At 66.8% G+C, this 25,719-nt stretch carries 24 protein-coding genes; 14 read left to right on the top strand and 10 right to left on the bottom strand.

Annotated elements, in window-relative coordinates:
* Nucleotides 1-88 precede the first annotated feature (88 nt).
* Nucleotides 89-1,309 (top strand): Na+/H+ antiporter NhaA, encoded by a 1,221-nt coding sequence (nhaA, locus tag H0S73_RS01865; protein ID WP_181050562.1) that lies wholly within the window; start codon nt 89-91, stop codon nt 1,307-1,309.
* On the opposite strand, the gene ubiG is transcribed toward nhaA, so the two are convergent.
* Nucleotides 1,278-2,006 carry a bifunctional 2-polyprenyl-6-hydroxyphenol methylase/3-demethylubiquinol 3-O-methyltransferase UbiG gene (gene ubiG, locus H0S73_RS01870; RefSeq protein WP_181050563.1) on the bottom strand — a complete coding sequence of 243 codons (729 nt, stop codon included), beginning with the start codon at nt 2,004-2,006 and terminating at the stop codon, nt 1,278-1,280. The genes nhaA and ubiG overlap by 32 nt on opposite strands.
* A 271-nt stretch (nt 2,007-2,277) precedes the next feature.
* Between ubiG and H0S73_RS01875 the strand changes: the two genes are divergently transcribed.
* The 6 genes from H0S73_RS01875 to H0S73_RS01900 all read left to right on the top strand — a co-directional run bounded on the left by H0S73_RS01875 (nt 2,278) and on the right by H0S73_RS01900 (nt 9,613).
* Nucleotides 2,278-3,516 carry an aspartate kinase gene (locus H0S73_RS01875; RefSeq protein ID WP_181050564.1) on the top strand — a complete coding sequence of 413 codons (1,239 nt, stop codon included), beginning with the start codon at nt 2,278-2,280 and terminating at the stop codon, nt 3,514-3,516.
* A gap of 88 nt (nt 3,517-3,604) precedes the next feature.
* On the top strand, nt 3,605-5,872 hold the full coding sequence (ptsP, locus tag H0S73_RS01880) for a phosphoenolpyruvate--protein phosphotransferase (RefSeq protein WP_181050565.1): 2,268 nt from the start codon (nt 3,605-3,607) through the stop codon (nt 5,870-5,872).
* Nucleotides 5,872-6,960: a peptide chain release factor 1 gene (gene prfA / locus H0S73_RS01885; RefSeq protein ID WP_181050566.1), complete on the top strand. Its 1,089-nt coding sequence runs from the start codon at nt 5,872-5,874 to the stop codon at nt 6,958-6,960. Before ptsP ends, prfA begins: the two co-directional genes overlap by 1 nt.
* Entirely contained in the window at nt 6,957-7,382 is a 426-nt protein-coding gene (gene fosX / locus H0S73_RS01890; protein WP_181050567.1) for a FosX/FosE/FosI family fosfomycin resistance hydrolase, read from the top strand. The genes prfA and fosX overlap by 4 nt, the downstream gene beginning before the upstream one ends.
* Nucleotides 7,366-8,214: a peptide chain release factor N(5)-glutamine methyltransferase gene (gene prmC, locus H0S73_RS01895; RefSeq protein ID WP_181050568.1), complete on the top strand. Its 849-nt coding sequence runs from the start codon at nt 7,366-7,368 to the stop codon at nt 8,212-8,214. Before fosX ends, prmC begins: the two co-directional genes overlap by 17 nt.
* Nucleotides 8,215-8,575: 361 nt before the next feature.
* Nucleotides 8,576-9,613: a DUF4167 domain-containing protein gene (locus tag H0S73_RS01900; protein ID WP_246388699.1), complete on the top strand. Its 1,038-nt coding sequence runs from the start codon at nt 8,576-8,578 to the stop codon at nt 9,611-9,613.
* 317 nt (nt 9,614-9,930) lie between these two features.
* Here the strand turns inward: H0S73_RS01900 and H0S73_RS01905 are convergent, their stop codons facing one another.
* The 3 genes from H0S73_RS01905 to H0S73_RS01915 form a co-directional block, all read right to left on the bottom strand.
* Nucleotides 9,931-10,713 (bottom strand): MOSC domain-containing protein, encoded by a 783-nt coding sequence (locus tag H0S73_RS01905; RefSeq protein WP_425488209.1) that lies wholly within the window; start codon nt 10,711-10,713, stop codon nt 9,931-9,933.
* A gap of 224 nt (nt 10,714-10,937) precedes the next feature.
* The gene (locus tag H0S73_RS01910) at nt 10,938-11,216 is read right to left on the bottom strand and encodes a hypothetical protein (RefSeq protein WP_181050570.1); all 279 of its coding nucleotides are present in this window, start codon (nt 11,214-11,216) and stop codon (nt 10,938-10,940) included.
* Nucleotides 11,217-11,222: 6 nt separating this feature from the next.
* Nucleotides 11,223-11,549 carry a hypothetical protein gene (locus tag H0S73_RS01915; protein WP_181050571.1) on the bottom strand — a complete coding sequence of 109 codons (327 nt, stop codon included), beginning with the start codon at nt 11,547-11,549 and terminating at the stop codon, nt 11,223-11,225.
* Between the two features lie 175 nt (nt 11,550-11,724).
* On the opposite strand from H0S73_RS01915, the gene clpB reads away from it, so the two are divergent.
* Nucleotides 11,725-14,346 (top strand): ATP-dependent chaperone ClpB, encoded by a 2,622-nt coding sequence (gene clpB / locus H0S73_RS01920; RefSeq protein ID WP_181050572.1) that lies wholly within the window; start codon nt 11,725-11,727, stop codon nt 14,344-14,346.
* A gap of 63 nt (nt 14,347-14,409) precedes the next feature.
* Here the strand turns inward: clpB and H0S73_RS01925 are convergent, their stop codons facing one another.
* The 4 genes from H0S73_RS01925 to H0S73_RS01940 all read right to left on the bottom strand — a co-directional run bounded on the left by H0S73_RS01925 (nt 14,410) and on the right by H0S73_RS01940 (nt 18,313).
* On the bottom strand, nt 14,410-15,360 hold the full coding sequence (locus H0S73_RS01925) for a prephenate/arogenate dehydrogenase family protein (protein ID WP_181050573.1): 951 nt from the start codon (nt 15,358-15,360) through the stop codon (nt 14,410-14,412).
* Nucleotides 15,353-16,453 carry a pyridoxal phosphate-dependent aminotransferase gene (locus tag H0S73_RS01930; protein ID WP_202049764.1) on the bottom strand — a complete coding sequence of 367 codons (1,101 nt, stop codon included), beginning with the start codon at nt 16,451-16,453 and terminating at the stop codon, nt 15,353-15,355. Before H0S73_RS01930 ends, H0S73_RS01925 begins: the two co-directional genes overlap by 8 nt.
* A 52-nt stretch (nt 16,454-16,505) precedes the next feature.
* Complete coding sequence (locus H0S73_RS01935) at nt 16,506-17,345, bottom strand: chorismate mutase (protein ID WP_181050575.1); 840 nt, start codon at nt 17,343-17,345, stop codon at nt 16,506-16,508.
* 86 nt (nt 17,346-17,431) lie between these two features.
* A complete protein-coding gene (locus H0S73_RS01940) occupies nt 17,432-18,313 on the bottom strand; it encodes a LysR substrate-binding domain-containing protein (protein WP_181050576.1) in 882 nt (293 codons plus the stop codon).
* Nucleotides 18,314-18,416: 103 nt separating this feature from the next.
* Here H0S73_RS01940 and H0S73_RS01945 point away from each other — a divergent pair, with 103 nt between their 5' ends.
* From H0S73_RS01945 to metW, 3 genes are all read left to right on the top strand, one after another.
* Nucleotides 18,417-19,124, top strand: coding sequence for a glutathione S-transferase family protein (locus H0S73_RS01945; protein ID WP_181050577.1), 708 nt, complete (start codon nt 18,417-18,419; stop codon nt 19,122-19,124).
* A gap of 168 nt (nt 19,125-19,292) precedes the next feature.
* On the top strand, nt 19,293-20,465 hold the full coding sequence (metX, locus tag H0S73_RS01950; protein WP_202049765.1) for a homoserine O-acetyltransferase MetX: 1,173 nt from the start codon (nt 19,293-19,295) through the stop codon (nt 20,463-20,465).
* Nucleotides 20,462-21,106 carry a methionine biosynthesis protein MetW gene (gene metW / locus H0S73_RS01955; protein WP_181050578.1) on the top strand — a complete coding sequence of 215 codons (645 nt, stop codon included), beginning with the start codon at nt 20,462-20,464 and terminating at the stop codon, nt 21,104-21,106. The genes metX and metW overlap by 4 nt, the downstream gene beginning before the upstream one ends.
* A gap of 151 nt (nt 21,107-21,257) precedes the next feature.
* On the opposite strand, the gene xerD is transcribed toward metW, so the two are convergent.
* Nucleotides 21,258-22,193 carry a site-specific tyrosine recombinase XerD gene (xerD, locus tag H0S73_RS01960; RefSeq protein ID WP_181050579.1) on the bottom strand — a complete coding sequence of 312 codons (936 nt, stop codon included), beginning with the start codon at nt 22,191-22,193 and terminating at the stop codon, nt 21,258-21,260.
* Entirely contained in the window at nt 22,190-22,339 is a 150-nt protein-coding gene (locus tag H0S73_RS01965; RefSeq protein ID WP_181050580.1) for a histidine kinase, read from the bottom strand. Before H0S73_RS01965 ends, xerD begins: the two co-directional genes overlap by 4 nt.
* Nucleotides 22,340-22,645: 306 nt before the next feature.
* Here H0S73_RS01965 and H0S73_RS01970 point away from each other — a divergent pair, with 306 nt between their 5' ends.
* Genes H0S73_RS01970 through H0S73_RS01980 form a run of 3 tightly spaced genes read left to right on the top strand, consistent with a single transcriptional unit; the run spans nt 22,646 to nt 25,718 of the window.
* A complete protein-coding gene (locus H0S73_RS01970; RefSeq protein ID WP_246388701.1) occupies nt 22,646-23,278 on the top strand; it encodes a shikimate kinase in 633 nt (210 codons plus the stop codon).
* A complete protein-coding gene (aroB, locus tag H0S73_RS01975; protein WP_181050582.1) occupies nt 23,275-24,423 on the top strand; it encodes a 3-dehydroquinate synthase in 1,149 nt (382 codons plus the stop codon). The genes H0S73_RS01970 and aroB overlap by 4 nt, the downstream gene beginning before the upstream one ends.
* Nucleotides 24,420-25,718 (top strand): HlyC/CorC family transporter, encoded by a 1,299-nt coding sequence (locus H0S73_RS01980; protein WP_181050583.1) that lies wholly within the window; start codon nt 24,420-24,422, stop codon nt 25,716-25,718. Before aroB ends, H0S73_RS01980 begins: the two co-directional genes overlap by 4 nt.
* Nucleotide 25,719 lies beyond the last annotated feature (1 nt).

Consider the following 25,719-nt stretch of genomic DNA (forward strand, 5'->3'; position numbering starts at 1 on the left):
CCTGGTTTTGTGATGGGAAAAGGCCGGTTTCGACTTTTTCTGCGAACATTTCCGCCTATGACGGGTTGCGTTCGATCAGGAGACGGGAATGGATTTGCCGAAGAGCGACTTGAGGCCCACGCGACGCATCTCGTTGATGCGCAGGTTCTTCGACAGCGAGGCCTCCGGCGGCATGATCCTCATGGGCGTAACGGTGATCGCCCTAGCTGTCGCCAACTCGCCCCTGGCCGGTGTCTATTTCGGCGTCCTGAAGACCTACATCCTGGGCCTGAGCGTCCTGCACTGGATCAACGATGCGCTCATGGCGGTGTTCTTCCTGCTGGTGGGCCTCGAGATCAAGCGCGAGATGCTCGACGGGCAGCTCTCCACTTGGCCGCGCCGGGTCCTGCCCGGCATCGCGGCCTTCGGCGGCATGGTGGTCCCGGCCCTGGTCTATCTCGCGGTCACCTGGAGCGAACCGCAGCTCCGTCACGGCTGGGCGATCCCGGCGGCCACCGACATCGCCTTTGCGCTCGGCGTGCTGGCGATCCTCGGGTCGAAGGTGCCGACCTCCCTTAAAATCTTCCTGACCGCGCTGGCCATCCTCGACGATCTCGGGGCGATCGTCATCATCGCGCTCTTCTACACGAGCGATCTCTCGCTCCCGATGCTCGGCCTCGCCGCCCTGTGCCTCTTGGCTCTCATCGCGCTCAACCGGTTCAACGTGACGAGGCTCCTGCCCTATCTCGTCATCGGGGCGGTGCTGTGGTTCTTCGTCCTGAAATCCGGCATCCACGCCACCCTGGCGGGCGTGGCCCTGGCCCTCACGATCCCGCTCCAGGACAAGCCGAAGGAGACCAGGGCCGAGGATTCGCCCCTGCACCGGCTGGAGCACGCCCTTCACGGCTGGGTGGCCTATGCGATCATTCCGATCTTCGGCTTCGCCAATGCGGGCGTGTCGCTCTCCGGGCTGTCCCTCGACGCCGTCTTCTCCCCCCTGCCCCTGGGCATCGCCATGGGCCTGTTCATCGGCAAGCAGCTCGGGGTCTATGCGTTCGCCGTGGGGGCCATCCGGCTGGGCCTCGCCGATGTGCCCGCGGGCGCGACGCGCCTGCAATGCTACGGCGTCGCGCTCCTCTGCGGCATCGGCTTCACCATGAGCCTGTTCATCGGCGCCCTCGCCTTCCCGGACCAGCCGGACCTGAACGACGCCACCAAGATCGGCGTGCTCATGGGCTCCCTCGTCTCGGCGCTCGCCGGCTATGCCCTGCTCAGCGTCGCTCCCCGGGAGCAGCCGCTCAAGCCCTCGCGGCCAGCAGCATATAGTTGACGGCCGTGTCGCGGGACAGGGACCAGCTGTCCCGCAGCGGGTTGTAGGCCACGCCCGTGAGGTCGTTGACGGAAAAGCCCGCCGCCCGGATGGCGTCGGTCAATTCGTCCGGGGTGACGAACTTGTCCCATTCGTGGGTGCCCTTGGGCAGCCAGCCGAGGATGTATTCGGCACCCACGATCGCGGACGCGAAGGAACGCAGGGTCCGGTTGATCGTCGCCATGGCGAGGCAGCCGCCGGGCTTCACCCCTTGGGCGCAGGCGTTCACGAAGGCCTGCCGGTCCGCCACGTGCTCCACCACCTCCATGGCGAGCACCATGTCGAAGGTTTCGCCGCGGGCGACCACGGCTTCCACGGTCTCGTTGCGATAATCGACCGGGATCCCGGCCCGCTCCGCATGGAGCCGGGCCACCGAAATATTGGTGGGCGCCGGGTCGAGCCCGGTCACCGTGGCGCCGAGCCGCGCCAGGGGCTCAGACAGGACACCGCCGCCGCAGCCCACGTCGAGGATCGTGATCCCGTCCAGGGAGCGGGCCGAGCGCGGATCGCGCCCGAACCGGCGGCAGGCCTCGTCCCGGATATAGGCCAGCCGCACCGGGTTGAACTTGTGCAGGACCTTCATGGGGCCCTTCGGATCCCACCAGGTCTCGGCGATCTTCTCGAAACGGGCGACCTCGGCCGGGTCGATGGTGGTCATGAGATCCTCCGCAGAGAGGCCCACTCCCTTGCGGGGAGGGGTAAGGGTGATCGGACTTGATGAACCCGCGACGTCATGGCCGGGCTTGTCCCGGCCATCCCGCTTCGAAGAGCCCTGCGCTTCTCACATCGGGATCAACGGCACAAGGCCGGTGATGACGTGAGGGTAAAACTGCGCGTTGACAGGGGGCGGCCCTACCGTCATGTATACGCGCCTTTTCGCGGCGCGAAGGGGCTGAACGTCTCAAATCTCACCACGGCCTCCCTCGCCCATGCCCCGTCTCGTCATGAAGTTCGGCGGAACATCCGTCGCCACCGTAGAGCGTATCCGCAATGTGGCGCGGCACGTCAAACGCGAGGTCGAGGCCGGCTACGACGTCGCCGTCGTCGTGTCCGCCATGGCGGGCAAGACCAACGAACTCGTCGGCTGGGTGAAAGAGGCCAACGCCTTCTACGATTCGAAGGAATACGACGTGGTCGTCGCCTCGGGCGAGCAGGTGACCTCGGGCCTTTTGGCCATCGCCCTGCAGGAAATGGGCCTGAAGGCCCGGTCGTGGCAGGGCTGGCAGATCCCGATCATGACCTCCGACGCCCATGGCTCGGCGCGAATCGCCGCCATCGATGGGACCGGGATCATCAAGGGATTCACGGACCACGGGGCAGTGGCCGTCGTGTCCGGGTTCCAGGGCGTGCACCAGCCCACGGGCCGCGTGACCACTCTGGGCCGCGGCGGCTCGGACACCAGCGCCGTGGCGCTGGCGGCCGCCATCCAGGCCGAGCGCTGCGACATCTATACGGATGTGGACGGCGTCTACACCACCGATCCGCGCATCGTGCCCAAGGCCCGACGCTTGGATAAGGTGTCCTACGAGGAAATGCTGGAAATGGCCTCGCTGGGGGCCAAGGTGCTCCAGGTGCGCTCGGTCGAGCTCGCCATGATGCACCGGGTGCCCACCTATGTGCGCTCCAGCTTCGACGACCCCGCCGATCCCAAGCTCGGCACCCTCATCTGCGACGAGGAAGACATCATGGAACAGCAGGTTGTCACGGGCATCGCCTATTCGCGCGACGAAGCCCAGATCACGCTGCGGGACATTGCGGACAAGCCGGGCATCGCCGCTTCGATCTTCGTGCCCCTGGCCGACGCCAACATCAACGTGGACATGATCATCCAGGTCGTGTCCGACAACGCCGCCACCACGGACCTGACCTTCACGGTGCCCACCTCGGATTACGAGCGGGCCTGCGCGATCCTCAATTCCCACCGGGACGAGATCGCCTTCAAGGAGCTCCAGGGGGCGACCGACGTGGTGAAGGTCTCGGCCATCGGGGTCGGCATGCGCAGCCACGCGGGCGTCGCGGCGCGCGCCTTCAAGGCCCTGGCCGACAAGGGCATCAACATCCGGGCGATCACCACCTCTGAGATCAAATTCTCAGTCCTGATCGAATCGGCCTATACGGAGCTTGCGGTGCGCACGCTCCACTCGCTATACGGCCTTGATCAAGCCTGATTGACGAGGGAACCGTCGGGCTGCGACATTTATAATAGGTAGCCGCCGGTTCGCTTCGCCGGCTCACGAAGGACGGGAACTGTAGCTCATGCCAAGTGCTCCCGGCGGTCCGCGCCTTCTGCTGCGCCGCCTCCGCGAGATCATGGCGGAGCCGGTCGGGGCGCAGGACCGCCTTGACAAGATCGTCACGCAGATCGCCGCCAACATGGTGGCGGAGGTATGCTCCGTCTACGTGATGCGCGGCGACGGGGTGCTCGAGCTGTTCGCCACCGAGGGCCTGAACCGGGAAGCCGTCCACCTCACCATCATGCGCTCGGGCGAGGGTCTTGTCGGCCTCATCGCCTCCACGGCCGAGCCCCTGGCCTTGTCCGACGCGCAAAGCCACCCGTCCTTCTCCTACAAGCCGGAGACCGGCGAAGAGATCTACCACGCCTTCCTGGGCGTGCCGCTGCTGCGCGCCGGCAATACCCTGGGCGTCCTGGTCGTCCAGAACCGCACCTACCGCATCTATACCGAGGAAGAGGTCGAGGCGCTCCAGACCACCGCCATGGTGGTGGCCGAGATGCTCGCCACAGGCGAGCTGCAGGCCCTGGCGCCCGTGGATACCGGCATCGCGCTCCGCCGTCCCGTCTACCAGAAGGGCGTTGCGCTGGCCGACGGCGTGGGCCTGGGCCATGTGGTGCTCCACGAGCCCCGCGTGGTCGTCAAGAACCTCATCGCCGAGAACATCGAGGCGGAGCTCCAGCGGCTCGATTCGGCCATCGCCGAGGTGCGCCTGTCCATCGACGAGCTGATCGAGCGCGGCGACGTGGCCCATCACGGGGAGCACCGGGAGGTCCTGGAGACCTTCCGCATGTTCGCCCACGACCAGGGCTGGCTCCGGCGCATGCGCGAGGCCGTGACCTCCGGCCTGACGGCGGAGGCCGCCGTCGAGCGGGTGCAGTCCGACAACCGGGCCCGCATGCTGCGCCAGACCGACCCGTACCTGCGCGAGCGCCTGCACGATCTCGACGACCTCGCCAACCGCCTGCTGCACCGCCTCGTGGGGCGCAACCTGGTGGTCGAGCGCAAGCACCTGCCCGAGAACGCCATCCTGGTGGCCCGGTCCATGGGTCCGGCGGCGCTCCTCGATTACGACCGCTCGCGCCTGCGCGGCCTCGTGCTCGAGGAGGGCGGGCCGACGAGCCACATCGCCATCGTGGCCCGCGCCCTCGGGATTCCCGCCGTGGGCGAGGTGTCGAACGCCACCTCCCTGACGGAACAGGGCGACGCGATCATCGTCGACGGCGCGGCCGGCGACGTGCAGATCAGGCCCAATCCCGACGTGGAGGCGGCCTATGCCGAGAAGGCGCGCCTTCGCGCCCGCCGGCAGGAGCAGTACCTCAAGCTGCGCGACGTGCCCTCCGTCACCAAGGACGGGGTCGAGATCACCCTGCAGATCAATGCCGGCCTCGTGGTCGACCTGCCGCACCTGGACGAGACCGGGGCCGCGGGCGTCGGCCTGTTCCGCACCGAGCTGCAGTTCATGATCGCCGAGCGGATGCCCTCGGCCTCCGAGCAGCAGGCGCTCTACAGCACCGTTTTCGCGGAGGCGGGCGGGCGGCCCGTCACCTTCCGCACCCTCGATATCGGCGGCGACAAGATCCTGCCCTACATGCAATCCGTCGAGGAGGAGAACCCGGCGCTCGGCTGGCGGGCGATCCGCATCGGCCTCGACCGTCCGGGCCTGCTGCGCGCCCAGGTCCGCGCCCTCCTCAAGGCCGCGGCCGGGCGCCCGCTCAAGATCATGTTCCCCATGGTGGCGACCTGCGACGAGTTCGAGCGTGCCAAGCAGATCGTCGAGCGGGAGAAGGCGCATCTCGCCAATCACGGCCATCCGCTGCCGTCGGACCTGAAGCTCGGCGTCATGCTGGAGGTGCCCTCGCTCCTGTTCCAGCTGGAGGAGATCTGCGAGAGCGCCGATTTCATCTCGCTCGGCACGAACGACCTGATGCAGTTCCTCTTCGCCAGCGACCGTGAGAACCGGCGCGTGGCGGACCGCTTCGACCCCCTGAGCGCCCCCATGCTGCGTGCCCTCAACATGGTGGCCGAGCAGGCCCAGGCCACCGGCTGCGTCGCGACCGTCTGCGGCGAGATCGGCGGGCGTCCCCTCGAGGCCATGGCCCTGATCGGCCTCGGCTTCCGGTCGCTCTCCATGTCGCCGGCTTCCATCGGCCCGGTGAAGGCCATGCTGTTGGAAATGAACGTCGCGGAACTCAGCGCCCTGATCCGCGAGGAGCTGAAGAATGCCGGGGGCGGCGAAACGCTGCGTCCGAAGCTTGCCCATTTTGCGGAAACCCGTGGTATTCCGGTCTGATGTCGATTGCGCCTCCCTCCGATCGCCTGAACGCCATTCTTGCCCGCCATGACATCATCACGGCGACGCTCAATGCAGGTCCCGATCCCGAAACCTTCGTCGCCCTCTCCCGCGAGCTCGCCGAGCTCGACGGCGTCGTGTCCGCCATCCGGGCCTACCGGGCCATGGAGGACAACCTGAACGGCCTCCAGGCCCTCATCGACGACGCCTCTACCGATGCCGAGATGCGCTCGCTGGCCGAGGACGAGCTGCCCCAGGCCCGCGAGGACCTGGAGAAGGCCGCGCAGGACCTGCGCATCATGCTCCTGCCCAAGGACGAGGCGGACGAGAAGAGCGCCATCCTGGAAATCCGCGCCGGCACCGGCGGCGACGAGGCCGCCCTCTTCGCCGGCGACCTGCTGCGCATGTATACCCGCTACGCCGACCTGAAGGGATGGAAGGTCGAGATCGTGTCCGAGAGCGAGGGCACGGCCGGCGGCTACAAGGAAGTGGTGGCCGAGATCAAGGGACGCGGGGTCTTCGCAAGGCTCAAGTTCGAGAGCGGCGTCCACCGGGTCCAGCGCGTGCCGGACACGGAGACCCAAGGCCGCATCCACACCTCGGCGGCCACCGTGGCCGTGCTGCCGGAGGCCCAGGACGTGGACATCGTTCTCAACGACGCGGACCTGAAGATCGACACCATGCGGGCGCAGGGAGCCGGCGGCCAGCACGTGAACAAGACCGAATCGGCGATCCGGATCACCCATATCCCGACCGGCACGGTGGTGTTCGTCCAGGACGAGCGCTCCCAGCACAAGAACCGTGCGCGCGCCATGGCGCTGCTGCGCGCCCGCCTTTACGACGCCGAGCGCACCGCCAAGGACGCCGCCCGCGCGGCCGACCGCAAGGCCCAGGTCGGCTCCGGCGACCGCTCCGAGCGCATCCGCACCTACAACTTCCCGCAAGGCCGCGTGACCGACCACCGGATCAACCTGACCCTCTACAAGCTGGAGGAGGTGATCGCCGGCAATGCCCTGGACGAGCTGATCGACGCCCTGATCACCGAGCACCAGGCCGCCCAGCTCGCGGACCAGGACCAGGCGGCATGATCGAGGGCTTAAGCCACATCACGCTCATCACCCGCGACCTCGACCGCATGACCGCCATCGTCGAAGGCGCCCTGAACGGCCGGGAAATCTACGCCTCCGGGGACGAGACCTTCTCCCTGTCGCGGGAAAAGTTCTTCGATGTGGGCGGGGTCTGGATCGCCGTGATGGAGGGCGAGAGCCTCCCGGCCCGCACCTACAACCACATCGCGTTCAAGATTCCGGCCTCTTCCGTCGGGGAATACCGGGCCCGGATCGAGGCACTGGGGCTGGAGATCCGCGAGTCCCGCCCGAGGGTCGAGGGCGAGGGCCGTTCGTTGTACTTTTACGACGAGGACAACCACCTGTTCGAGCTGCACACCGGCACCCTGGAGGAGCGGCTCGAACGCTATCGGCAGGGCCGAAGCCTTGACGACCCGCGCTGAAGCCCTGAGAGACCTGCGCCGGACCCTTACCGAGGCCGGGTTCGAGACCGCGGCGCTCGACGCCCGTCTTCTCCTTCTCGCGGCCCTGGGGATCCCGGCGACCGACCTGATCACCCGGCCGGATGTTCCCCTGTCGGCCGACGAGGCCGAGATTCTCGCGGCCTTCGCCCGAAGGCGCCTCGCCCATGAGCCGGTCGCCCGGATCGTCGGCACGCGCGAGTTCTGGGGCCTGCCCTTTCGCCTCTCCCCCGAGACCCTGGTGCCCCGGCCCGACACGGAAACATTGGTCGAGACCGCCCTCGACCTGATCCCGGACCGGCGGCCCCCCCTCCGGATCGTGGATTTCGGCACCGGATCGGGCTGCATCCTGGTGGCGCTCCTTCACGAGCTGCCCAATGCCACGGGCCTCGGGATCGACCTGTCCTTCGGAGCCCTCGCGACGGCCCGGGCCAATGCGGCCGAGAACGGGGTCGGCGACCGCAGCCGTTTCGCCCTCTCCCGCTGGGCCGACGCGGTTTCGGGGCCCTTCGACCTCATCGTCTCCAACCCGCCCTATATCGCCTCCGGGGTGATCCCGGGTCTCGCCGAGGAGGTGCGGGAGCACGATCCGAGGCTTGCCCTCGACGGCGGCCCCGACGGCCTGGAGCCCTATCGGATCATCCTCAGCGAAGCCAAGCGATTGCTCGAGCCCGGAGGCCTGGTCGTGGTGGAGATCGGCTACGACCAGGAGGAGGATTTAACCGGCCTGGCGGCGGCTCATGGCCTTGAAATCCTGCGGGTCGCCCACGATCTATCAGGGAACCCCCGCTGCATCGCCATGAAGCGATCGTGATGGACCGGATGCGTCTTTTGCGTCCAGGAGCGGGATAAAGTCGGAATTACCCCTTGTTGGACCGGAAGGAACCCGCTAGATTCGGGTCTAGAGATCGTCCTCGGTCTAAACAAATCGGTAGTCCCTCGGGGACATGCCGGAAGACCAAACGATATCAATCGCGCAGGCAGGGGCTTTTGAAACAGAAACAGCCTGGCGCGATCACCTGAACCCGACACTGAAGGATGGCCGGAAGCCTCGACAGGCTATGGCTGAATGTCAGACGGTTGCCACGCGAACGGTGGGCGTTGAGCCCGTTCGGTGAATATTGGCTTGCATATCGCGTGGGCATGAAGAACCAGCGAGGCTCGTAGAGCGAACGATGAGACCAGGACAAAACAGGCGGATGCGCGGTCGTAACAACAACAACCGCAACAACAAGGGGCCCAATCCCCTGACGAAGAGCTATGAGTCGAACGGCCCGGACGTGAAGATCCGTGGCACGGCTCAGCATATCGCCGAGAAATACAGCCAGCTCGCCCGCGACGCGCAATCGAGCGGCGACCCGGTGGCGGCCGAGAACTATTTCCAGCACGCCGAGCATTATTTCCGCATCATCGCGGCCGCCCAGGAGCAGCTGCGCGAGCAGTACGGCTACCAGCAGCGGCCCTTCGATGAGGAAGGCGGCGAGGACGACGGCTTCGCCCAGGGCGAGCGCCAGGGCTTCGACCGCTCCGGCGGCCAGGATTTCGGCAACGGCGACGATCAGGATTTCGGCTCCCAGCCGCAGCCTTACGAATCCCGCAGCGAGCGCAACGACCGTCCCTCCCGCTACGACCGGCAGGACCGCGGAGATCGCGGCGACCGGCAGGATCGGAACGACCGCCAGGATCGCGGCGATCGTCCGGATCGCGGCGACCGTCGCGAGCGCTTCCAGCGCGACCGGGGCCCGCGTCAGGATTACCAGCGCCAGGATAACCAGCGGCAGGATTCGCAGCGGCAGGACGAGCTGCCCTACGAGGCCCGCCAGGACGGCGAGCGCAGCGAGCGCCCGGCCCGCTTCGAGCGCGGCGACCGGGGCGACCGGCCGGAACGCCAGGAGCGGAACGACCGCTTCGATCGTGGCGAGCGTCCCGAGCGCCGTGAGCGCTTCCAGCGGGATCGCCGCCGCGACGAGGCCGAGGCGCCCGAGCAGGGCACCCTGCCTGCCTTCCTGACGAACCCGGTCCGCGCCCCGGCTCCCCCGGTCGCGGTCGAAGAGGCCCCGCCCGCCCCTCCGGTGGTGCAGGAAGCGGCCAATGACGAGGAGGCTCCCCGCCCGCGTCGCCGCCGCCGCACCCGCCAGGAGATGCTCGACGCGGCCAATGCCGAGAAAGCCGGCTTCGCACCCGATCCGGCCGAGACCCCGGCCGCCGAGTAAGGCTTCATTGCAGATGATACGGAAAGGGAGGGCTTTGCCCTCCCTTTTTGTTGCCTGGGTTCTTATCGGGGGATGATATCCACCCCGTCATGGCCGGCCTTGTGCCGGCCATCCCGATACGATGAACTTCGGCGCTTCAATCAATCGAGACACCGGCCAAGGCCGGTGATGACGTGAGAGGGTGTCATTCCCGGCCGGAGCGCAGCGGAGGGGAAGGGAATCCATAGTTCAGCGCTTGATCGTGGATCCCCTTCCCACACTTCGTGCGCCGGGGATGACAGCGTGGCACCATCCACGCTTTCACCATGGAAAGAAGATCACAGCGCGAGCATCGTCTGCTCCGCCTCCAGGTCCTCGCCGATTTCGAGGGTTCCCCCGTCCAGGACCTCGGCATAGATGCCGCAGTCGAAATGGCCATAGGCCGCCATGAGGCTCTTGGGGATCTGCAGGTCGCGAATCCCCGTCTGCGGATCCACGTTGGTGGCGGCGCAGCGCTCGATGCGCTTGGTCACCTTCAGGCGCGCGCCCGAGGGCGTGGTCAGCACCTGGCCGACGAGGTCGAACTCCGACCAGGGGTCGAGCCCATCGATGTGGATGTTGCCGCGAAAGCGCAGCGGGTCGACGGCCGAGCCGACCACATTCTCCAGCGCGCGCACGCTCGCGAGGTTGATCAGCGAGACGAAGCCGCGCCGGGAATCCGTGAAGCGGAAGCCCGGCGGAGCCGTGAGCAGCTTCGGGGCGCCGCGCAGCTCCTTGGACATGAAGCGGCGGAAGAACGCCTCGATGGCGAGCCGCCCTTCCTTTGTCGAGAGATCGCCCCGCGCCACCTCGCGCCCGCCCTGCTCGATGAAGAGGGTCGTGATCGAATCGAGATAACGGGTTTTGAGCCGCGCCAGGCTCTCGTTGCGCATCAGCATCAGGAACTTGATCTTGGGCTGGTGCTGCGGGTTGTCCGGATCGAACCCGGCCGGGCCGTTCTCGACGGCGAACAGCCGGTCGCCGGGAAAGTAATCGCCCTTCGTGAGGGTGACCTGGGTCAGCGGCTCGGGCGACAGGCCCTTGACCGGATAGCGCTGGAGGGAAGCGATGCGGATGCTCATGGCGTAGCGATAAGGGGCGCGGCGATGCGGGGCAAGGGGATGACAGAGCGCCGACCTCATTGTCATTCCCGGCCGGAGCGTCGCGGAGAGGAAGGGAATCCATAGTTCATCGCTTGATCATGGATCCCCTTCCCTCGCTGCGCTCGCCGGGGATGACACCGGGGCTACAAACAAAAAAGCCCCGCCGAAACGGCAGGGCTTTCTCTTGAGCGCAACCGCAACACTTACGAAGCATCGCCGGAACGGGCCACCTTCGAGCGCTTGAGCTGGGGGGTGAAGCCGGCTTCGCGGCCGCGGGTCGCGTCCACCTCCACCCGGTGCAGATCCTGATGCATGCCCTCGTGGGACGTCTGATGCTCGGGAATGTTCGTTTGCGGGCCGGCCTCCTGCTTCATGCGCAGGGCCTTCTCGGCATTGGCCTTCAGCTCCTCGCGCGCCTTCTCGGCCTGTTCGGCCTTGCGCTTCTTGGGGCTGAGGCGGGAGATCAAATCGGATAAGGCCATCATAGATTACTCCTTGGCGCGGGTGAGCACGCCGTCTTCTTCGTCGCTGCGGTGGGTCGGAGGGGCTTTCACGTGGTTGGGATCGACCGGAATGTCCCGGGACGTGGCGATGCTTCCGGTGGAATCACCGATATCCCGGCTCGCTTCGGCTTCGGCGGACGTCTGGCCGGGCAAGGGGGGCACCCGCCCGTTCTCCGTGGTGTCGCCGAAGGTTTCCGGCGTGACCGACGGCCCCTCCTCGACCGGGCTTTCCGGAACCGCAAGGCCAAGCTCCGCATTGCGGGCCAAGTCGGCGCGGGCTTTCTCGGCTTCTGAGCGCGGGTCGCGCGTCATGGGAACCTCCTCAAAGTGTTGCTGGGTCAATGCCAGGAGGACATGCCGGTTCCCCCTCTTGTTGTTCCTGATCAATGCACCCACCTTAGGTTTGCGGATGCTCCAGAAGGGGGTCCGACATCGCAGGATCGGCCTGTGCCTCAAGGAGGGCGGGCGGATCCGAGGAGGGATGAGAATGAATTTCGAAAAGTATACCGAGCGTGCCCGGGGCTTCGTTCAGGCGGCGCAGAACCTCGCCGTGCGCGAAGGCCACCCGCAGCTCGCTCCCGGCCATATCCTGAAAGTTCTGCTCGACGATCCGGAGGGCCTGTGCGCCGGTCTGATCGACCGGGCCGGCGGCCGCTCCCGCGACGCCCATGCGGCCATCGAGCAATGGCTCGCGAAGCAGCCCAAAGTCTCCGGCTCGGCTTCGCAGCCGCAGGCCACGCGCGAGCTGATGCGCTTCTTCGACACCGCTGAGAAAGCAGCCGAGAAGGCGGGCGATTCCTTCGTCACCGTCGAGCGGATGCTGCTGGCGCTCGCCGTCGAGAAGGACACGGAAGCGGGCAAGATCCTGGCCCAGGCTGGCGTGACGGCCCAGGGGCTGAACACCGCCATCAATGCGCTTCGCAAGGGTCGCACCGCCGACAACGCGACGGCTGAGAACGCCTATGATGCGTTGAAGAAATACGCGCGCGATCTGACGGAAGCGGCGCGCGACGGCAAGCTCGATCCGGTGATCGGTCGCGACGAGGAAATCCGCCGCACGATCCAGGTCCTGTCGCGCCGCACCAAGAACAACCCGGTGCTCATCGGCGAGCCCGGCGTCGGCAAGACCGCCATCGTCGAAGGCTTGGCGCTGCGCATCGTCAACGGCGACGTGCCGGAATCCCTGAAGGACAAGCAGCTGCTCGCCCTCGACATGGGCGCGCTCATCGCCGGCGCGAAATATCGCGGCGAGTTCGAGGAGCGCCTGAAGGCCGTGCTGCAGGAAGTGACCTCGGCGGAGGGCGGCATCATCCTGTTCATCGACGAGATGCACACGCTCGTCGGCGCGGGCAAAGCCGACGGCGCCATGGATGCGTCGAACCTCCTGAAGCCCGCGCTCGCGCGCGGCGAGCTGCACTGCGTCGGCGCGACCACGCTCGACGAGTACCGCAAGCACGTGGAGAAGGACGCGGCGCTGGCCCGTCGTTTCCAGCCGGTCTTCGTGAGCGAGCCCACGGTGGAGGACACCGTGTCGATCCTGCGCGGCCTGAAGGAGAAGTACGAGCAGCATCACGGCGTGCGCATCACCGACTCGGCCCTCGTGGCCGCCGCCACGCTGTCGAACCGCTACATCACCGACCGCTTCCTGCCCGACAAGGCCATCGACCTCGTCGACGAGGCGTCTTCGCGCCTGCGCATGCAGGTGGATTCGAAGCCCGAGGAGCTCGACAACATCGACCGTGAGATCGTGCGTCTCAAGATCGAGCAAGAGGCGTTGAAGAAGGAAACCGACAATGCGTCCAAGGACCGTCTCGAGCGCCTCTCGAAGGAGCTTGCGGACCTGGAAGAGCAGTCGGCCGCGATCACTACACGCTGGAAGGCCGAGAAGGACAAGCTCGGCACAGCCGCCGACCTCAAGAAGAAGCTCGAAGAGGCGCGCAACCAGCTCGCCGCCGCGCAGCGTGGCGGTGATTGGGCGAAGGCGGGCGAATTGTCCTACGGGGTCATTCCGGGTCTCGAAAAGCAGCTGTCCGAAGTCGAGGCGCGTGCCGATGGCGGCGGCCTGATGGAAGAGGCTGTGACGCCCGACCACGTGGCGCAGGTCGTCTCGCGCTGGACCGGCGTGCCCGTCGACAAGATGCTCGAAGGCGAGCGCGAGAAGCTGCTGCACATGGAGCAGGATCTGGCGAAGCGCGTCGTCGGACAGGCCGAGGCCGTCACCGCCGTGTCGACCGCCGTGCGCCGTGCCCGTGCAGGATTGCAGGACCCGAACCGGCCCATCGGCTCGTTCATGTTCCTCGGCCCCACGGGCGTCGGCAAGACCGAGCTGACGAAGGCGCTGGCGAGCTTCCTGTTCGACGACGAGACCGCGCTCGTGCGCATCGACATGTCGGAATACATGGAGAAGCACTCGGTCGCCCGGCTCATCGGCGCGCCTCCCGGCTATGTGGGCTACGAGGAAGGCGGCGCTCTGACGGAAGCCGTGCGCCGCAGGCCTTATCAGGTGGTTCTGTTCGACGAGATCGAGAAGGCGCATCCGGACGTGTTCAACGTCCTGCTGCAGGTGCTCGACGACGGACGCCTCACGGACGGCCAGGGCCGCACGGTGGACTTCCGCAACACGTTGATCATCATGACGTCGAATCTCGGCGCCGAATATCTGGTGAACCAGCCCGAGGGCCAGGACACGGATGCGGTGCGCGACGAGGTCATGAGCGTGGTGCGGTCGCATTTCCGGCCCGAATTCCTCAATCGCGTGGACGAGATCATCCTGTTCCACCGGCTGAAGCGTTCGGAGATGGGCGCGATCGTCGACATCCAGATGCGTCGCCTGCAGAAGCTGCTGGAGGATCGCAAAATCGTGCTGCAGCTCGACGAGGAGGCGCGCAACTGGCTCGCGGACAAGGGCTACGATCCGGCTTACGGCGCACGTCCCCTGAAGCGCGTGATCCAGAAGAACGTGCAGGATCCGCTGGCGGAGCTCATCCTGTCCGGCGAGATCCACGACGGCGAGACCGTGTCGGTGCATGCGGGCCCCATGGGCCTGATGATCGGCGACGTCACCGTCGGCGCGACGGAGCGTCCGCCGGAGGGCGCGCGGCTCAACTGAGCGGATCGCTTATCGCGATAAGGACAATGGCCGGGCTTAGCGCCCGGCCATTTTTTGTACCTGTTATGCCTTGTCTTCGCGGCGGCGGCCGAAATCCGGCTCCGGGGTTTCCTGGCCCGACGAGATGATGCCGCGGCGGATGGCACGGGTGCGGGTGAACAGGTCGAAAAGCTTGTCGCCCTCGCCCCAGCGGATGGCGCGGGCGAGCAGCGCGATGTCCTCGTTGAGGCGGCCCAGCATCTCCAGCACGGCCTCCCGGTTGTGCAGGAAGACGTCGCGCCACATGGTCGGATCGGAAGCCGCGATGCGGGTGAAATCGCGGAAGCCGCCAGCGGAGAACTTGATGACCTCGCCCTGCGTGACAGTCTCCAGATCCGCCGCCGTGCCGACGATGTTGTAGGCGATCAGGTGCGGCACGTGGCTGGTGATCGCGAGCACGAGGTCATGGTGCTGCGCGCTCATCACCTCGACGTTGGAGCCCATCGCCTCCCAGAAGGCGCGCACGCGCGCGACGGCCGCCTCGTCCGTGCCCTCCGGCGGCGTGAGGATGCACCAGCGGTTGTGGAAGAGCGTCGCGAAGCCCGCATCCGGGCCCGAATGCTCCGTGCCGGCCACCGGATGAGCCGGAACGAACGACACGCCCTCGGGCAGATGCGGCTGCACCTGCGCGATGACGGAAGCCTTCACCGAACCCACATCGGACACGATGCAGCCGGGCTTGAGGCCTGGGCGCATGGCCTCGGCCACCTGCCCGCAGACGCCCACCGGCACGCAGAGGATCACGAGATCCGCATCCCGCACGCCGGCCACCACGTCGGTGGTCGCCTCGTCGGCGATCCCGAGCTCCCGCACCCGTTCGACAACGGCCTCGCCCGCATCGACGGCCACGATGGTGCGCGCAAGGTTGAGATGACGCGCCGCGCGGGCGATGGACGAGCCGATCAGCCCGAGGCCGACGAGAGCGACGCGCTCGAAGAGCGGCGTGTCGCGGGGCGGTCCGAGACGCTCAGGCATGCTGGCCCCCGAGAAAATCGCGCAAGGCCGCCACCACGAGACCGTTCGCCTCCTCGTCGCCCACGGTCAGGCGAAGCGCGTTCGGCAGGCCGTAAGCGTCGATGCGGCGCAGGATCAGGCCGCGGCCGGAGAGGAACGCGTCGGCATCCTGCGCGGTCCGGCCGGCTTCCTTCGGGAAATGGATCATCAGGAAGTTGCCGACGCTCGGCGTGACCTTGAGGCCCAGGGCCTCGATCTCGCGGGTGAGCCAGGCGAGCCAGCGCTCGTTGTGATCGATGGCCTTGGCCAGATGAGCCTCGTCCTGGATCGCCGCGATGCCGGCCGCCATGGCCGGGCCGCTGACGTTGAACGGACCACGGATGCGGTTGACCGCGTCGGCGATGTGGGCGGGCGCCACCATCCAGCCGAGACGCAGGTTGGCGAGGCCGTAGATCTTCGAGAAGGTGCGCGTCATCACCACGTTCTCCGACGTGGCGACGAGTTCGAGGCCCGACTCGTAATCGTTGCGGCGGACATATTCCGCATAGGCCGCGTCGAGCACCAGCACCACATGGGGCGGCAGCCCCGCATGCAGGCGCTTCACCTCGTCGAAGGGAATGTAGGTGCCGGTCGGGTTGTTGGGATTGGCCAGGAAGACGATCCTGGTCTTCTCCGTCACCCGGCTCAGGATCGCGTCCACGTCGGTGCGCAGGTCCTTTTCCGGCGCCACGACGGGCGTGCCGCCCGCCGCCAGGATGGCGATGCGGTAGACCAGGAAGCCGTGCTCGGTGAAGATGCCCTCGTCGCCCGGGCCCACATAGGCATGGGTGATCATGGCGAGCAGCTCGTCCGATCCCGCCCCGCAGATGATGCGGCTCGGATCGAGGCCGTATTTCGCCCCGATGGCTTCGCGCAGCTTCGTCGCCGCGCCGTCCGGATAAAGCTCGAGATGGTCGAAGGCGCGGAACGCCTCCATGGCCCGCGGCGAGGGGCCGAGGGGCGTCTCGTTCGAGGAGAGCTTATGGACCTTGGCAACCCCTGCGGCCTTGCTCTTGCCGGGCACATAGGCGTCGATCTGCATCACGCCGGGACGGGGTTGGGGACGGGTGGACATCTTCACTTCCTAGCAATCGATCAATGGGACAGGCTCTAGCGCAGGTCGGATTTCATTTCACGTGGAAACGTTCGGCATGGCTGCCGATCTCGGCCAATTGCGCGAGGCTCGCGCCCGCCCGGGTGAGGGACTGGCGCAGCTGCGCGGGCTCGACGGTGCCCGGCACGGCAATGAGCTCGGACAGGCCGTTGGTATCCGCCGCGCTCGCCACCACCTCGCCGCCGAGTTGGATCAGGGCCTCGTTGGCGCCCTTGTGCCAGCGCTCGAACTGGGCCGCATAGAGCACCACGTCCCGCACGGCCGCGTCGGTCAGGGGCTTGGAGATGACGAAGACCGGCGTTCCGGCCGGATGGTCCGGCCGCTCGATGAAGGGCAGGCGCGCGATGATCTTCGGGCGGCGCTTGTCGGCGAGCGTCCGCCACCAGGCGCCGCTGGTCGCGCCCTGGTCGAGCCGGAAGATGCCGAGATCGCCCCGGGAGGCCGCCACCGCCTCGATCACGGCCGCGGCGCTCGGATGGGTGATGTAGGGCACCGTGAAGCCAAAATGGAACCGGGCTGAGTCGCGCATGGGCGCATCCCCGCCCGACACGTCCGCATGGACCGAGTAGTTGGACTGGACATAGGTGAAGGTGCCGATGATCACCCGCCAGATGCTCTCCACTGTGTCGAGGGGCAGCAATCCCTCGTGGCGCTCGGCGAGCGCCTTCATCATCGAGGCCTCGCGGCCGGGCCGGAAGGCGGAGCTTATGCCCGTCTGTGAGGCCTTCTTGGAGGCGATCAGCCGGTCGATGATGGTGCCGCGCTCCATGAGCAGCCGGTGCATCGCCTCGTCGATCCGATCGATCTCCTGGCGCAGCTCGGCAAGGGAGGGGGCGGTCTTCTCGGCGGACATGGCGCGGCATCCTTCGGTCGGGCGCCATTCTTTGACGGGTTTGCCCGGTCTTGTCATCACCGATTGCATTGTGGCGTTGCGAGGCATCAGGTCCCGGCCAGGAAATCGATGACGGCCCTGACCGATGAAAGCTCGCTGCGCCGGTGGGGCGTCAGGATCGTGGAGGTCACGCTTCCAGCGGACCAATCCGGCAGTACCCCTGTCAGTTCTCCGGTTTCTACACACTCTGCCGACATGGATTCCGGAAGACATGCGATCCCAAGTCCGGCAGCCGCAGCCCTCATCAGCACCAGGGATTCATCGGCAACGAGCCGCGATACCGGGGTGACCTGCACCTCCCGACCGTTTCTGTTCGTCAGGCGCCATGTCTTTGACGGGGGGCCCGTCAACAGTCCGTCATGTCGAGCGATGTCCTCAGGGTGCTCCGGCACGCCCCGAAGAGCCAGGTAGTCCGGCGCTGCGACCAGCCTGATGCGCTCGACCGTCATCCGGCGCTGGACAAGATCGGAATCGGGCAATGGTGCGAAATGGCTTCGGATGGCGATATCGAAGCCTTCCCGAACCAGATCGACGAAGCGGTCCGTAATGTGGAGCTGCAGATCCAGCTTGGGATAGGCGCGCGCAAGAGCAGGCAGACGATCGGCAAGATGATACTGCGCCACCGGAACGGAAGCGGTGATCCGAACGAGACCCTGGGGCTCCTCCCGCCGCCGCTGCACCACGCTCTCGGCCGCCTGCGCCTCGATGACGGCGGCCCGGGCGTGGTCGTAGAAGTCGCGGCCGACATCGGTCAACACGAAGCTGCGTGAGGTTCGGTGGATCAGGCGAATGCCGAGATCGGCTTCGAGCTCAGCGACGCGCTTGCTGATGGTCGATTTGGGCATGTTCAACTGCCGTGCGGCGGCTGCGAAACCTCCGTGCTCCACGGCTTGGACGAAGACATGCAGATCGTTGAAGTTGAACCTCATCCGTATCGTTCACATTTGTGGACTTTGAGTTTCAAATCTACCGTCTACTGCCCTAAAGTCCACAATGGCATCGTGGTGACGTCATCAAGAACGGAGACACACCATGATTCAGACCCTCATGTACGGCGTTCCATCGGGATGCTCGTTCGGCTCAATCGTTGCCCTGGAATGGCTCGGGGAGCCCTATCGCCTCTGCCGCATCGAAATGCCCGCCGTCGTGACGAGCGACGCCTACCGGGCGATCAATCCGCTCGGCGAAACCCCAACCCTGGTCACCGCCAAGGGCGAGCGGATCAGCGAGAGCATGGCGATCCTCAATCATCTCGGCGCGCGGGGCATCGACAAGGGATTGTCCTTCGCACAGGGGACGGCAGGGTTCGATCAGCTCAACCAGATGCTGGCATTCCTCAACACCAGCTTCTTCGCCGCCTTCGGCCCGCTCTGGTATGCCCTCGAGCATGGCGCGGAGGGGAGCGAAAAGGATGTCCTCAGAGCCTATGGGGCGGCGCAGGTCACGAAAGCCCATGCCAACCTGAATGCGATGCTCGGGAGCAAGGAATGGCTTCTGGGCAAGCAGCGCACATTGGCCGATGCCTATTTCATCGGTGTTGCCCGCTGGACCAAATATCACGACGTCGTCGACCGGCGCGACTATTCCGGCTTGCAGCGCCTCTTCGAGAAGCTGGAGGCGGATCCGGCGGTCCAATTCGCTCACGCGATCGAGCGCGGAGAAAAGGCCGACAGCACCGGCGGGTTCAAGGGTGAGATTTCCCTGGCCGAATTCCTGCGCCAGCAGGCGCTCGCAGCCTGATCGAGGATTGAGTGCCCGCCTCTCACCACGAGGCGGGCTTTCCGCAAAATGGAAGGTCGTCGGCAACCTTATCCCAAGGCCTGGCAGGCCCCAGCGAGACGTTATGTTCGTTGACGCGACAGCCGCTCCGCAGTACCGGTTGTTCGGAAGAACGAACGTTTCCCCTGAATGATGTCCTCTGCGCCCCTGTCCTCCGAACCGCGAAGCCAGGTCGACGACCCGTCGAGCCTGCTCATGCGTTTTGGCCCGGACGAGCCCCTGATGATGGATTCCGGGGTGGCTCTGGCCCCCTGGCAGATCGCCTACCAGACCTACGGCACCCTGAACGCGGACAAATCCAACGCCGTGCTGATCTGCCATGCCTTGACCGGCGACCAGCACGTGGCGAACGACAACCCGGTGACGGGAAAGCCCGGCTGGTGGCTGACCATGGTGGGCCCCGGCAAGCCTGTGGACACGAACCGCTTCTTCGTGATCTGCGCCAACGTGATCGGCGGCTGCATGGGCACCACGGGCCCGGCCTCCATCAACCCGGCCACGGGCGAGCCCTATGCGCTCGACTTCCCGGTCGTCACCATCCGGGACATGGTGCGGGCGCAGGCCGCCCTGATCGACAGGCTGGGCATCGCGAGCCTGTTCTGCGTCGTCGGCGGCTCCATGGGCGGCATGCAGGTGCTGCAATGGGCGGCGAGCTATCCCGACCGGGTGTTCTCGGCCCTGCCCATTGCGACGGCCGCCCGCCATTCCGCCCAGAACATCGCGTTCCACGAGGTCGGACGCCAAGCCGTGATGGCCGATCCCAACTGGCGCGGCGGGCGCTACCTGACCGAGGGCACGCGGCCTTCCAAGGGCCTCGCGGTCGCTCGCATGGGCGCGCATATCACCTACCTGTCCGAGATGGCCCTGCACCGGAAGTTCGGGCGCAACTTCCAGGACCGTAGCGCCCCGACCTTCTCCTTCGACGCCGATTTCCAGATCGAGAGCTACCTGCGCTACCAGGGGATCTCCTTCGTCGAACGGTTCGACGCCAATTCCTATCTCTACGTCACCCGTGCGATGGATTATTTCGACATCGCGGCGGAGCACGACGGCTCGCTTGCGAAGGCCTTCAAGGGCTCGTCCACGCGCTTCTGCGTGATCTCGTTCACCTCCGACTGGCTTTTTCCCACCTCCGACTCGCGGGCCATCGTTCACGCGCTCAACGCGGCGGCGGCCTCCGTCGGCTTCGTCGAGGTGGAGAGCGACAAAGGCCACGACGCCTTCCTGCTCGAGGAGCCCGAAATGTTCGCGGCCGCGCGCGGCTTCATCGATGCGGCGGCGCGGGTGCGGGGGATCGCATGAGCCTGCCCGCCACCCTGCCCCTGACCGACAGCGAGACAGGGCACCGCCTCGACTTCCTGATGGTGGCCGACATGGTCGAGCCGGGCTCCCGCGTGCTCGACATCGGCTGCGGCGACGGCTCGCTCCTGGCCATCCTGCGCGACCGCAAGGGCGTGGACGGGCGCGGCATCGAGATCTCGCGCGAGGGCGTGAATGCGTGCCTCGCCAAGGGCCTGCCGGTCATCCAGGGCGACGCGGACACGGACCTGGCCGACTATCCGGACGATGCCTTCGATTACGTGATCCTCTCGCAGACCATCCAGGCGACGCGCCACCCCAAGGTCGTGCTGGAGCACCTCCTGCGCATCGGCCGCCGGGCCATCGTGTCCTTCCCCAATTTCGGCCATTGGCGCGTGCGCTTCGACCTCGGCTTCCGCGGCCGCATGCCCATGACCGAGAACCTGCCCTATTCCTGGTACGACACGCCGAACATCCATTTCTGCACCATCCGGGATTTCGTGGAGCTGTGCCGCGAGGTCGGTGCCCAGATGGAAAAGGCCGTTGCGCTCAATGCCGGCGGCCAGCCCATGCGCGTCACCCTGCCCTGGTGGGTCTGGAACCTGCTCGGCGACCAGGGCGTGTTCCTGCTGAAGCGTCGGTAGGTAATTACCCCTCAATGTCATTCCCGGCCGGAGCGCAGCGGAGGGGAAGGGAAACCACCCGCACGCTCCGCCCCCTGGATCCCCTTCCCGCACTGCGTGCGCCGGGGATGGCACCCGCGTCGTCATGCCCGCCAGGACAGCGAGAGAATCGCTACCCCTCCCCGCTTTCCGCCAATGGATGCAGGTCGCGCACCATGCTCTTCAGGCGCTCGTCGAGCACGTGGGTATAGATCTGGGTCGTCGAGATGTCGGAATGGCCCAGCAGCTCCTGCACCACGCGCAGGTCGGCCCCATTCTGGAGCAGGTGGCTGGCGAAGGCGTGGCGGAGCACGTGGGGGCTGACTTTGTCCGCCCTCAACCCCGCCGCCCCGGCCAGAGCCTTCAGGTCGCGGGCGAAGGCCTGGCGGGTGAGGTGGCCGGTCTCGCTGTCGGCCGGGAACAGCCAGGGGCCGACGGCTTTCTTCTGCTCCTCCAGCAGGGCCAGATAGGCGCGCGCCGCATCCCTGGCCGCGTCGGTGAGCGGGACGAGCCGCTCTTTCGCGCCCTTGCCGCGCACCACGAGAAAGCGGTCGCGGGTCCTGGCGGCGCTGCTCGGCAGGGCGATCAGCTCCGAGACGCGCAGCCCCGTAGCGTAGAGAAGCTCCAGCAGGCAGGCCATGCGGGCCGCCCGCAGGCGGTCGGCAGGCGCGGCCTCCGGGTGCCGGACGCCCTCATAGGCCACCTGCAGCAGGCGGTCGACCTCGGCGACGGAGAGGACTTTCGGAAGCACCCTGCCCCGCTTCGGCGCCGAGACGGCCGCCGTCGGATCGGCCGGGGTATAGCCTTCCACATAGAGGAACTTGTGGAACTGGCGCACCGCCGAGAGCCGGCGGGCCGCCGAGGAGGCCTTCAGGCCCCGCTCCTCGAGGCTCGCCATGAAGCCCCGGATCGCAGCCGAGGTCGCATTGTCGGGCTGGCCGCCTGTTTCCTTTAGGTAAGCGAGATAATCGTCTAGGTCGCGCCGGTAGGCGTCGAGCGTATTCTTGGAGGCGCCGCGCTCGGCGGCGAGCATGTCGAGGAAGAGGCTGGCGTGGCGCGCGCCGCTCATGAGGACGACGGCGTCTTGCTGGTATGCACCGGAACCGAGATCTCGCGCGGATCGGGCTGGACCAAGGTCGCCAGGGCGATCATGGCGGCAAAGCCAAGGCCAGCGAGGACGGCGACGACGAAGAGAAATCGGAACAGGGTGGGCACATGAGCCTCTTGAATCGTTGGGTCGCTAGGGCATCGGGTCCAAAAGTGGCTCTGCACCTCTGGGGTCGCCCCCGATGCCTCACTCCGTGAACAGCGCATCGTTCAAGCGGACCCGGAGGGCCGCACGATGCGCTAGAACCATGCCAGGGCCGGGAAGGCAAGTCCTTGACTTCGGTTAAGTTTGCCGGGGAAAACGGAATAACGCTCTTGTGACAGGGCGCCGCGCCCGAGTTTGCGGGGCAATGAGCTCCGGATAGCTCCCAAAAGTGCATTCCACTTTTTGGCCCGATGCTCTACGACATTCCCATGAACACTATCAGCCGCTTCAATTCGCTCGATGAAGTCGGCGGGCAAAACCAGGCAAGCCAGCGCGGCCATCCCGTCAGCCGCCTGCTCGGCACGCGTTCGATTGTGCTCGTCGGGCTCATGGGCGCCGGAAAGAGCACCGTGGGCCGGAGGCTCGCGCAGGCGCTCAAGCTGCCTTTCCGTGACGCCGATCACGAGATCGAGGCCGCGGCCGGCATGACCATCCCCGAGATCTTCGCCATCCACGGCGAAGAGCATTTCCGCGACGGAGAGCGCCGCGTGATCGCCCGCCTGCTGCAGGACGGCCCGATCGTGCTCGCCACCGGCGGCGGAGCCTTCATGAACGAGGAGACCCGCAGGCGCATCGCCGAGCACGGCATCTCGCTCTGGCTCAAGGCCGATCTCGACATCCTCATGCGCCGCGTCCGCAAGCGGGCGACCCGCCCGCTGCTGCAGAACCCGGACCCGGAGGGCACCATGCGCCGCCTCATGGAGTTGCGCTACCCGGTCTATGCCACGGCGGACATCACCATCGATTCCCACGAGGCACCGCACGACCGGGTGGTCGCCGACGCCGTCAAGGCGCTCGCCGAGTGGCTCGCCCGCGAAAAACAAGGAAGCGCCGAAGCATGACGCGCCTCGCTGCCCGGACAGACGATCCCACCTTCATCACGGTTCCGGTCCCGCTCGGCGACAGGGCCTACGACATCCTGGTCGGGCGCGGCCTGATCGAGACCGCCGGGGCGCGGATCGCGCGCCTAGGCGCCCGCGCGGCCGCCATCGTGACAGACGAGCATGTGGGGCCGCTTTACGCCGAGGCCCTGGCGAGCGCCCTGGAAGCCCAGGGCCTGCGCGCCTCCGTGGTCACGCTCCCCCCGGGCGAGGCCACCAAGTCCTATGCCAGCCTGGAACGGGTCTGCGACGCGGTGCTGGCCGCGAGGATCGAGCGCGGCGACCTCGTGGTGGCGCTCGGCGGCGGCGTGATCGGGGACCTGGCGGGCTTTGCGGCCGCCGTGGTGCGCCGGGGCGTGCGCTTCGTCCAGGTGCCGACCACCCTGCTCTCGCAGGTCGATTCCTCCGTCGGCGGCAAGACCGGCATCAATTCCCGCCACGGCAAGAACCTCGTCGGAACGTTCCACCAGCCGAGTCTGGTGCTGGCCGACACGGCCCTCCTCGATACGCTCCCGGTCCGCGAGATGCGCGCAGGATACGCCGAGGTGGCGAAATACGGCCTCATCGACGATGAGCGCTTCTTTTCGTGGTGCGAGGCCAATTGGCAGGGCGTCTTCGCCGGCGGCCCCGAGCGGGACGAGGCCGTGGCGCAGAGCTGCCGGGCCAAGGCCGCCGTCGTGGTGCGCGACGAGCACGAGAACGGCGACCGGGCCCTGCTCAATCTGGGCCATACCTTCGGCCATGCCCTCGAGCGGATCACGGCTTACGATTCCGCCCGCCTCGTCCATGGGGAGGGTGTCGCCATCGGGCTGGCCCTCGCGTTCCGCTTCTCCGCCGCGCTCGGGCTGTGCCCGGCGGCGGATGCCGAGCGCGTCGAAGCGCATTTGTCGGCCACTGGACTTCCCACGCGCCTCGCCCATGTTCCCGGTGGCTGCGGCACGGTCGACGAGCTTCTCGACGCCATGGCCCAGGACAAGAAGGTGAAGGGCGGCGCCCTGACCTTCATCCTGGCCCGGGGCATCGGGCAGAGCTTCATCGCTCCCGGCATCGAGGCCGATAAGGTCCGCGGCTTCCTGGACAGCGAACTCAACCCGTCACGCTCATGATCGAAGAATCCTCCGGCGATCTCTGGTTTGCGGCCCTGGTCGTCGTCTTCTGCCTTCTGCTCTCGGCCTTCTTCTCGGCCGGCGAGACGGCCTTCACGGGCTCATCGCGCTCCCGCATGCTGGTCCTGGAGAGGAGCGGCGACAAGCGCGCCAAGCTGGTGAACCGCCTGCTCGAAATGCGCGAGCGCTTCATCGGCACGGTTCTGATCGGCAACAACATCGTCAATATCGGCGTCTCGGCCTTCGCCACCAGCGTGCTCGTGGCGATCTTCGGCCACGAGGGCGCGATCTACGCCACGGTGCTCATGTCGATCCTGGTGATCGTCTTCGCCGAGGTGCTGCCGAAGACCGTCGCGATCTCCTCTCCCGAAACCGTCGCGCTCACGCTCTCGCGGCCCATGACATGGGCCGTGGCGCTGCTGGGACCGCTCGCGCTCGCCATCGAGCGGATCGTGCGGCTCATGCTGCGCCCCTTCGGCATCAGGATCGGGGCGAACACGCCGATCCTCTCCGCCAGCGAGGAGATCCGCGGGCAGGTGGCCCTGCTGCACAAGGAAGGCGGCGTCGCGAAGGTGGAACGCGACATGCTGGGCGGCCTCCTCGACCTCGAAGACCTGACCGTCTCGGAGGTCATGGTCCACCGTACCAAGATGCGCACCATCAACGCGGACCTGTCGTCGGAAGAGATCGTCCGCGAAGTGCTCTCCTCGCCCTATACCCGCATGCCGCTCTGGCGCGAGAGCCAGGAGAACATCGTCGGCGTGCTCCACGCCAAGGACCTTCTGCGCGCTCTCGACGCGGTCGGCGGCGATGCGAGCAAGCTGAGGGTCGAGGCGATCGCGCTCGAAACCTGGTTCGTGCCCGACACCACGTCGCTCCGCGACCAGCTGAAAGCCTTCCTGGCGAAGAAAACCCACTTCGCCCTCGTGGTCGACGAATACGGCGAGGTGATGGGTCTGGTGACCCTCGAGGACATCCTCGAAGAGATCGTCGGCGACATCAAGGATGAGCACGATCTCTCGGTCCAGGGCGTGCGGCCGCAGCCGAACGGCTCGGTGAACGTCGACGGCTCCGTGCCGATCCGCGACCTCAACCGCGCCATGGACTGGAACCTGCCGGACGAGGAGGCGACCACCATCGCGGGCCTCGTCATCCACGAGGCGCAGACCATCCCCGACACGGGCCAGATCTTCACCTTCCACGGCTTCCGATTCCAGGTCCTGCGCAAGTCGCGCAACCGGATCATGGCGCTCAGGATCACACCGCTCGCTTTGGTGCGCCCACGGGTCGAGTGAG

Origin of the sequence: Microvirga mediterraneensis, assembly GCF_013520865.1 — a bacterium.
GTDB lineage: Bacteria > Pseudomonadota > Alphaproteobacteria > Rhizobiales > Beijerinckiaceae > Microvirga > Microvirga mediterraneensis.

Bases quoted from the DNA above. Each gene is read 5' to 3' on its own strand.
- nhaA (WP_181050562.1), top strand. From the start codon at position 89: ATGGATTTGCCGAAGAGCGACTTGAGGCCCACGCGACGCATCTCGTTG.
- ubiG (WP_181050563.1), bottom strand. From the start codon at position 2,006: ATGACCACCATCGACCCGGCCGAGGTCGCCCGTTTCGAGAAGATCGCC.
- H0S73_RS01875 (WP_181050564.1), top strand. From the start codon at position 2,278: ATGCCCCGTCTCGTCATGAAGTTCGGCGGAACATCCGTCGCCACCGTA.
- ptsP (WP_181050565.1), top strand. From the start codon at position 3,605: ATGCCAAGTGCTCCCGGCGGTCCGCGCCTTCTGCTGCGCCGCCTCCGC.
- prfA (WP_181050566.1), top strand. From the start codon at position 5,872: ATGTCGATTGCGCCTCCCTCCGATCGCCTGAACGCCATTCTTGCCCGC.
- fosX (WP_181050567.1), top strand. From the start codon at position 6,957: ATGATCGAGGGCTTAAGCCACATCACGCTCATCACCCGCGACCTCGAC.
- H0S73_RS01900 (WP_246388699.1), top strand. From the start codon at position 8,576: ATGAGACCAGGACAAAACAGGCGGATGCGCGGTCGTAACAACAACAAC.
- H0S73_RS01905 (WP_425488209.1), bottom strand. From the start codon at position 10,713: ATGAGCATCCGCATCGCTTCCCTCCAGCGCTATCCGGTCAAGGGCCTG.
- H0S73_RS01910 (WP_181050570.1), bottom strand. From the start codon at position 11,216: ATGGCCTTATCCGATTTGATCTCCCGCCTCAGCCCCAAGAAGCGCAAG.
- H0S73_RS01915 (WP_181050571.1), bottom strand. From the start codon at position 11,549: ATGACGCGCGACCCGCGCTCAGAAGCCGAGAAAGCCCGCGCCGACTTG.
- clpB (WP_181050572.1), top strand. From the start codon at position 11,725: ATGAATTTCGAAAAGTATACCGAGCGTGCCCGGGGCTTCGTTCAGGCG.
- H0S73_RS01925 (WP_181050573.1), bottom strand. From the start codon at position 15,360: ATGCCTGAGCGTCTCGGACCGCCCCGCGACACGCCGCTCTTCGAGCGC.
- H0S73_RS01930 (WP_202049764.1), bottom strand. From the start codon at position 16,453: ATGTCCACCCGTCCCCAACCCCGTCCCGGCGTGATGCAGATCGACGCC.
- H0S73_RS01935 (WP_181050575.1), bottom strand. From the start codon at position 17,345: ATGTCCGCCGAGAAGACCGCCCCCTCCCTTGCCGAGCTGCGCCAGGAG.
- H0S73_RS01940 (WP_181050576.1), bottom strand. From the start codon at position 18,313: ATGAGGTTCAACTTCAACGATCTGCATGTCTTCGTCCAAGCCGTGGAG.
- H0S73_RS01945 (WP_181050577.1), top strand. From the start codon at position 18,417: ATGATTCAGACCCTCATGTACGGCGTTCCATCGGGATGCTCGTTCGGC.
- metX (WP_202049765.1), top strand. From the start codon at position 19,293: ATGATGTCCTCTGCGCCCCTGTCCTCCGAACCGCGAAGCCAGGTCGAC.
- metW (WP_181050578.1), top strand. From the start codon at position 20,462: ATGAGCCTGCCCGCCACCCTGCCCCTGACCGACAGCGAGACAGGGCAC.
- xerD (WP_181050579.1), bottom strand. From the start codon at position 22,193: ATGAGCGGCGCGCGCCACGCCAGCCTCTTCCTCGACATGCTCGCCGCC.
- H0S73_RS01970 (WP_246388701.1), top strand. From the start codon at position 22,646: ATGAACACTATCAGCCGCTTCAATTCGCTCGATGAAGTCGGCGGGCAA.
- aroB (WP_181050582.1), top strand. From the start codon at position 23,275: ATGACGCGCCTCGCTGCCCGGACAGACGATCCCACCTTCATCACGGTT.
- H0S73_RS01980 (WP_181050583.1), top strand. From the start codon at position 24,420: ATGATCGAAGAATCCTCCGGCGATCTCTGGTTTGCGGCCCTGGTCGTC.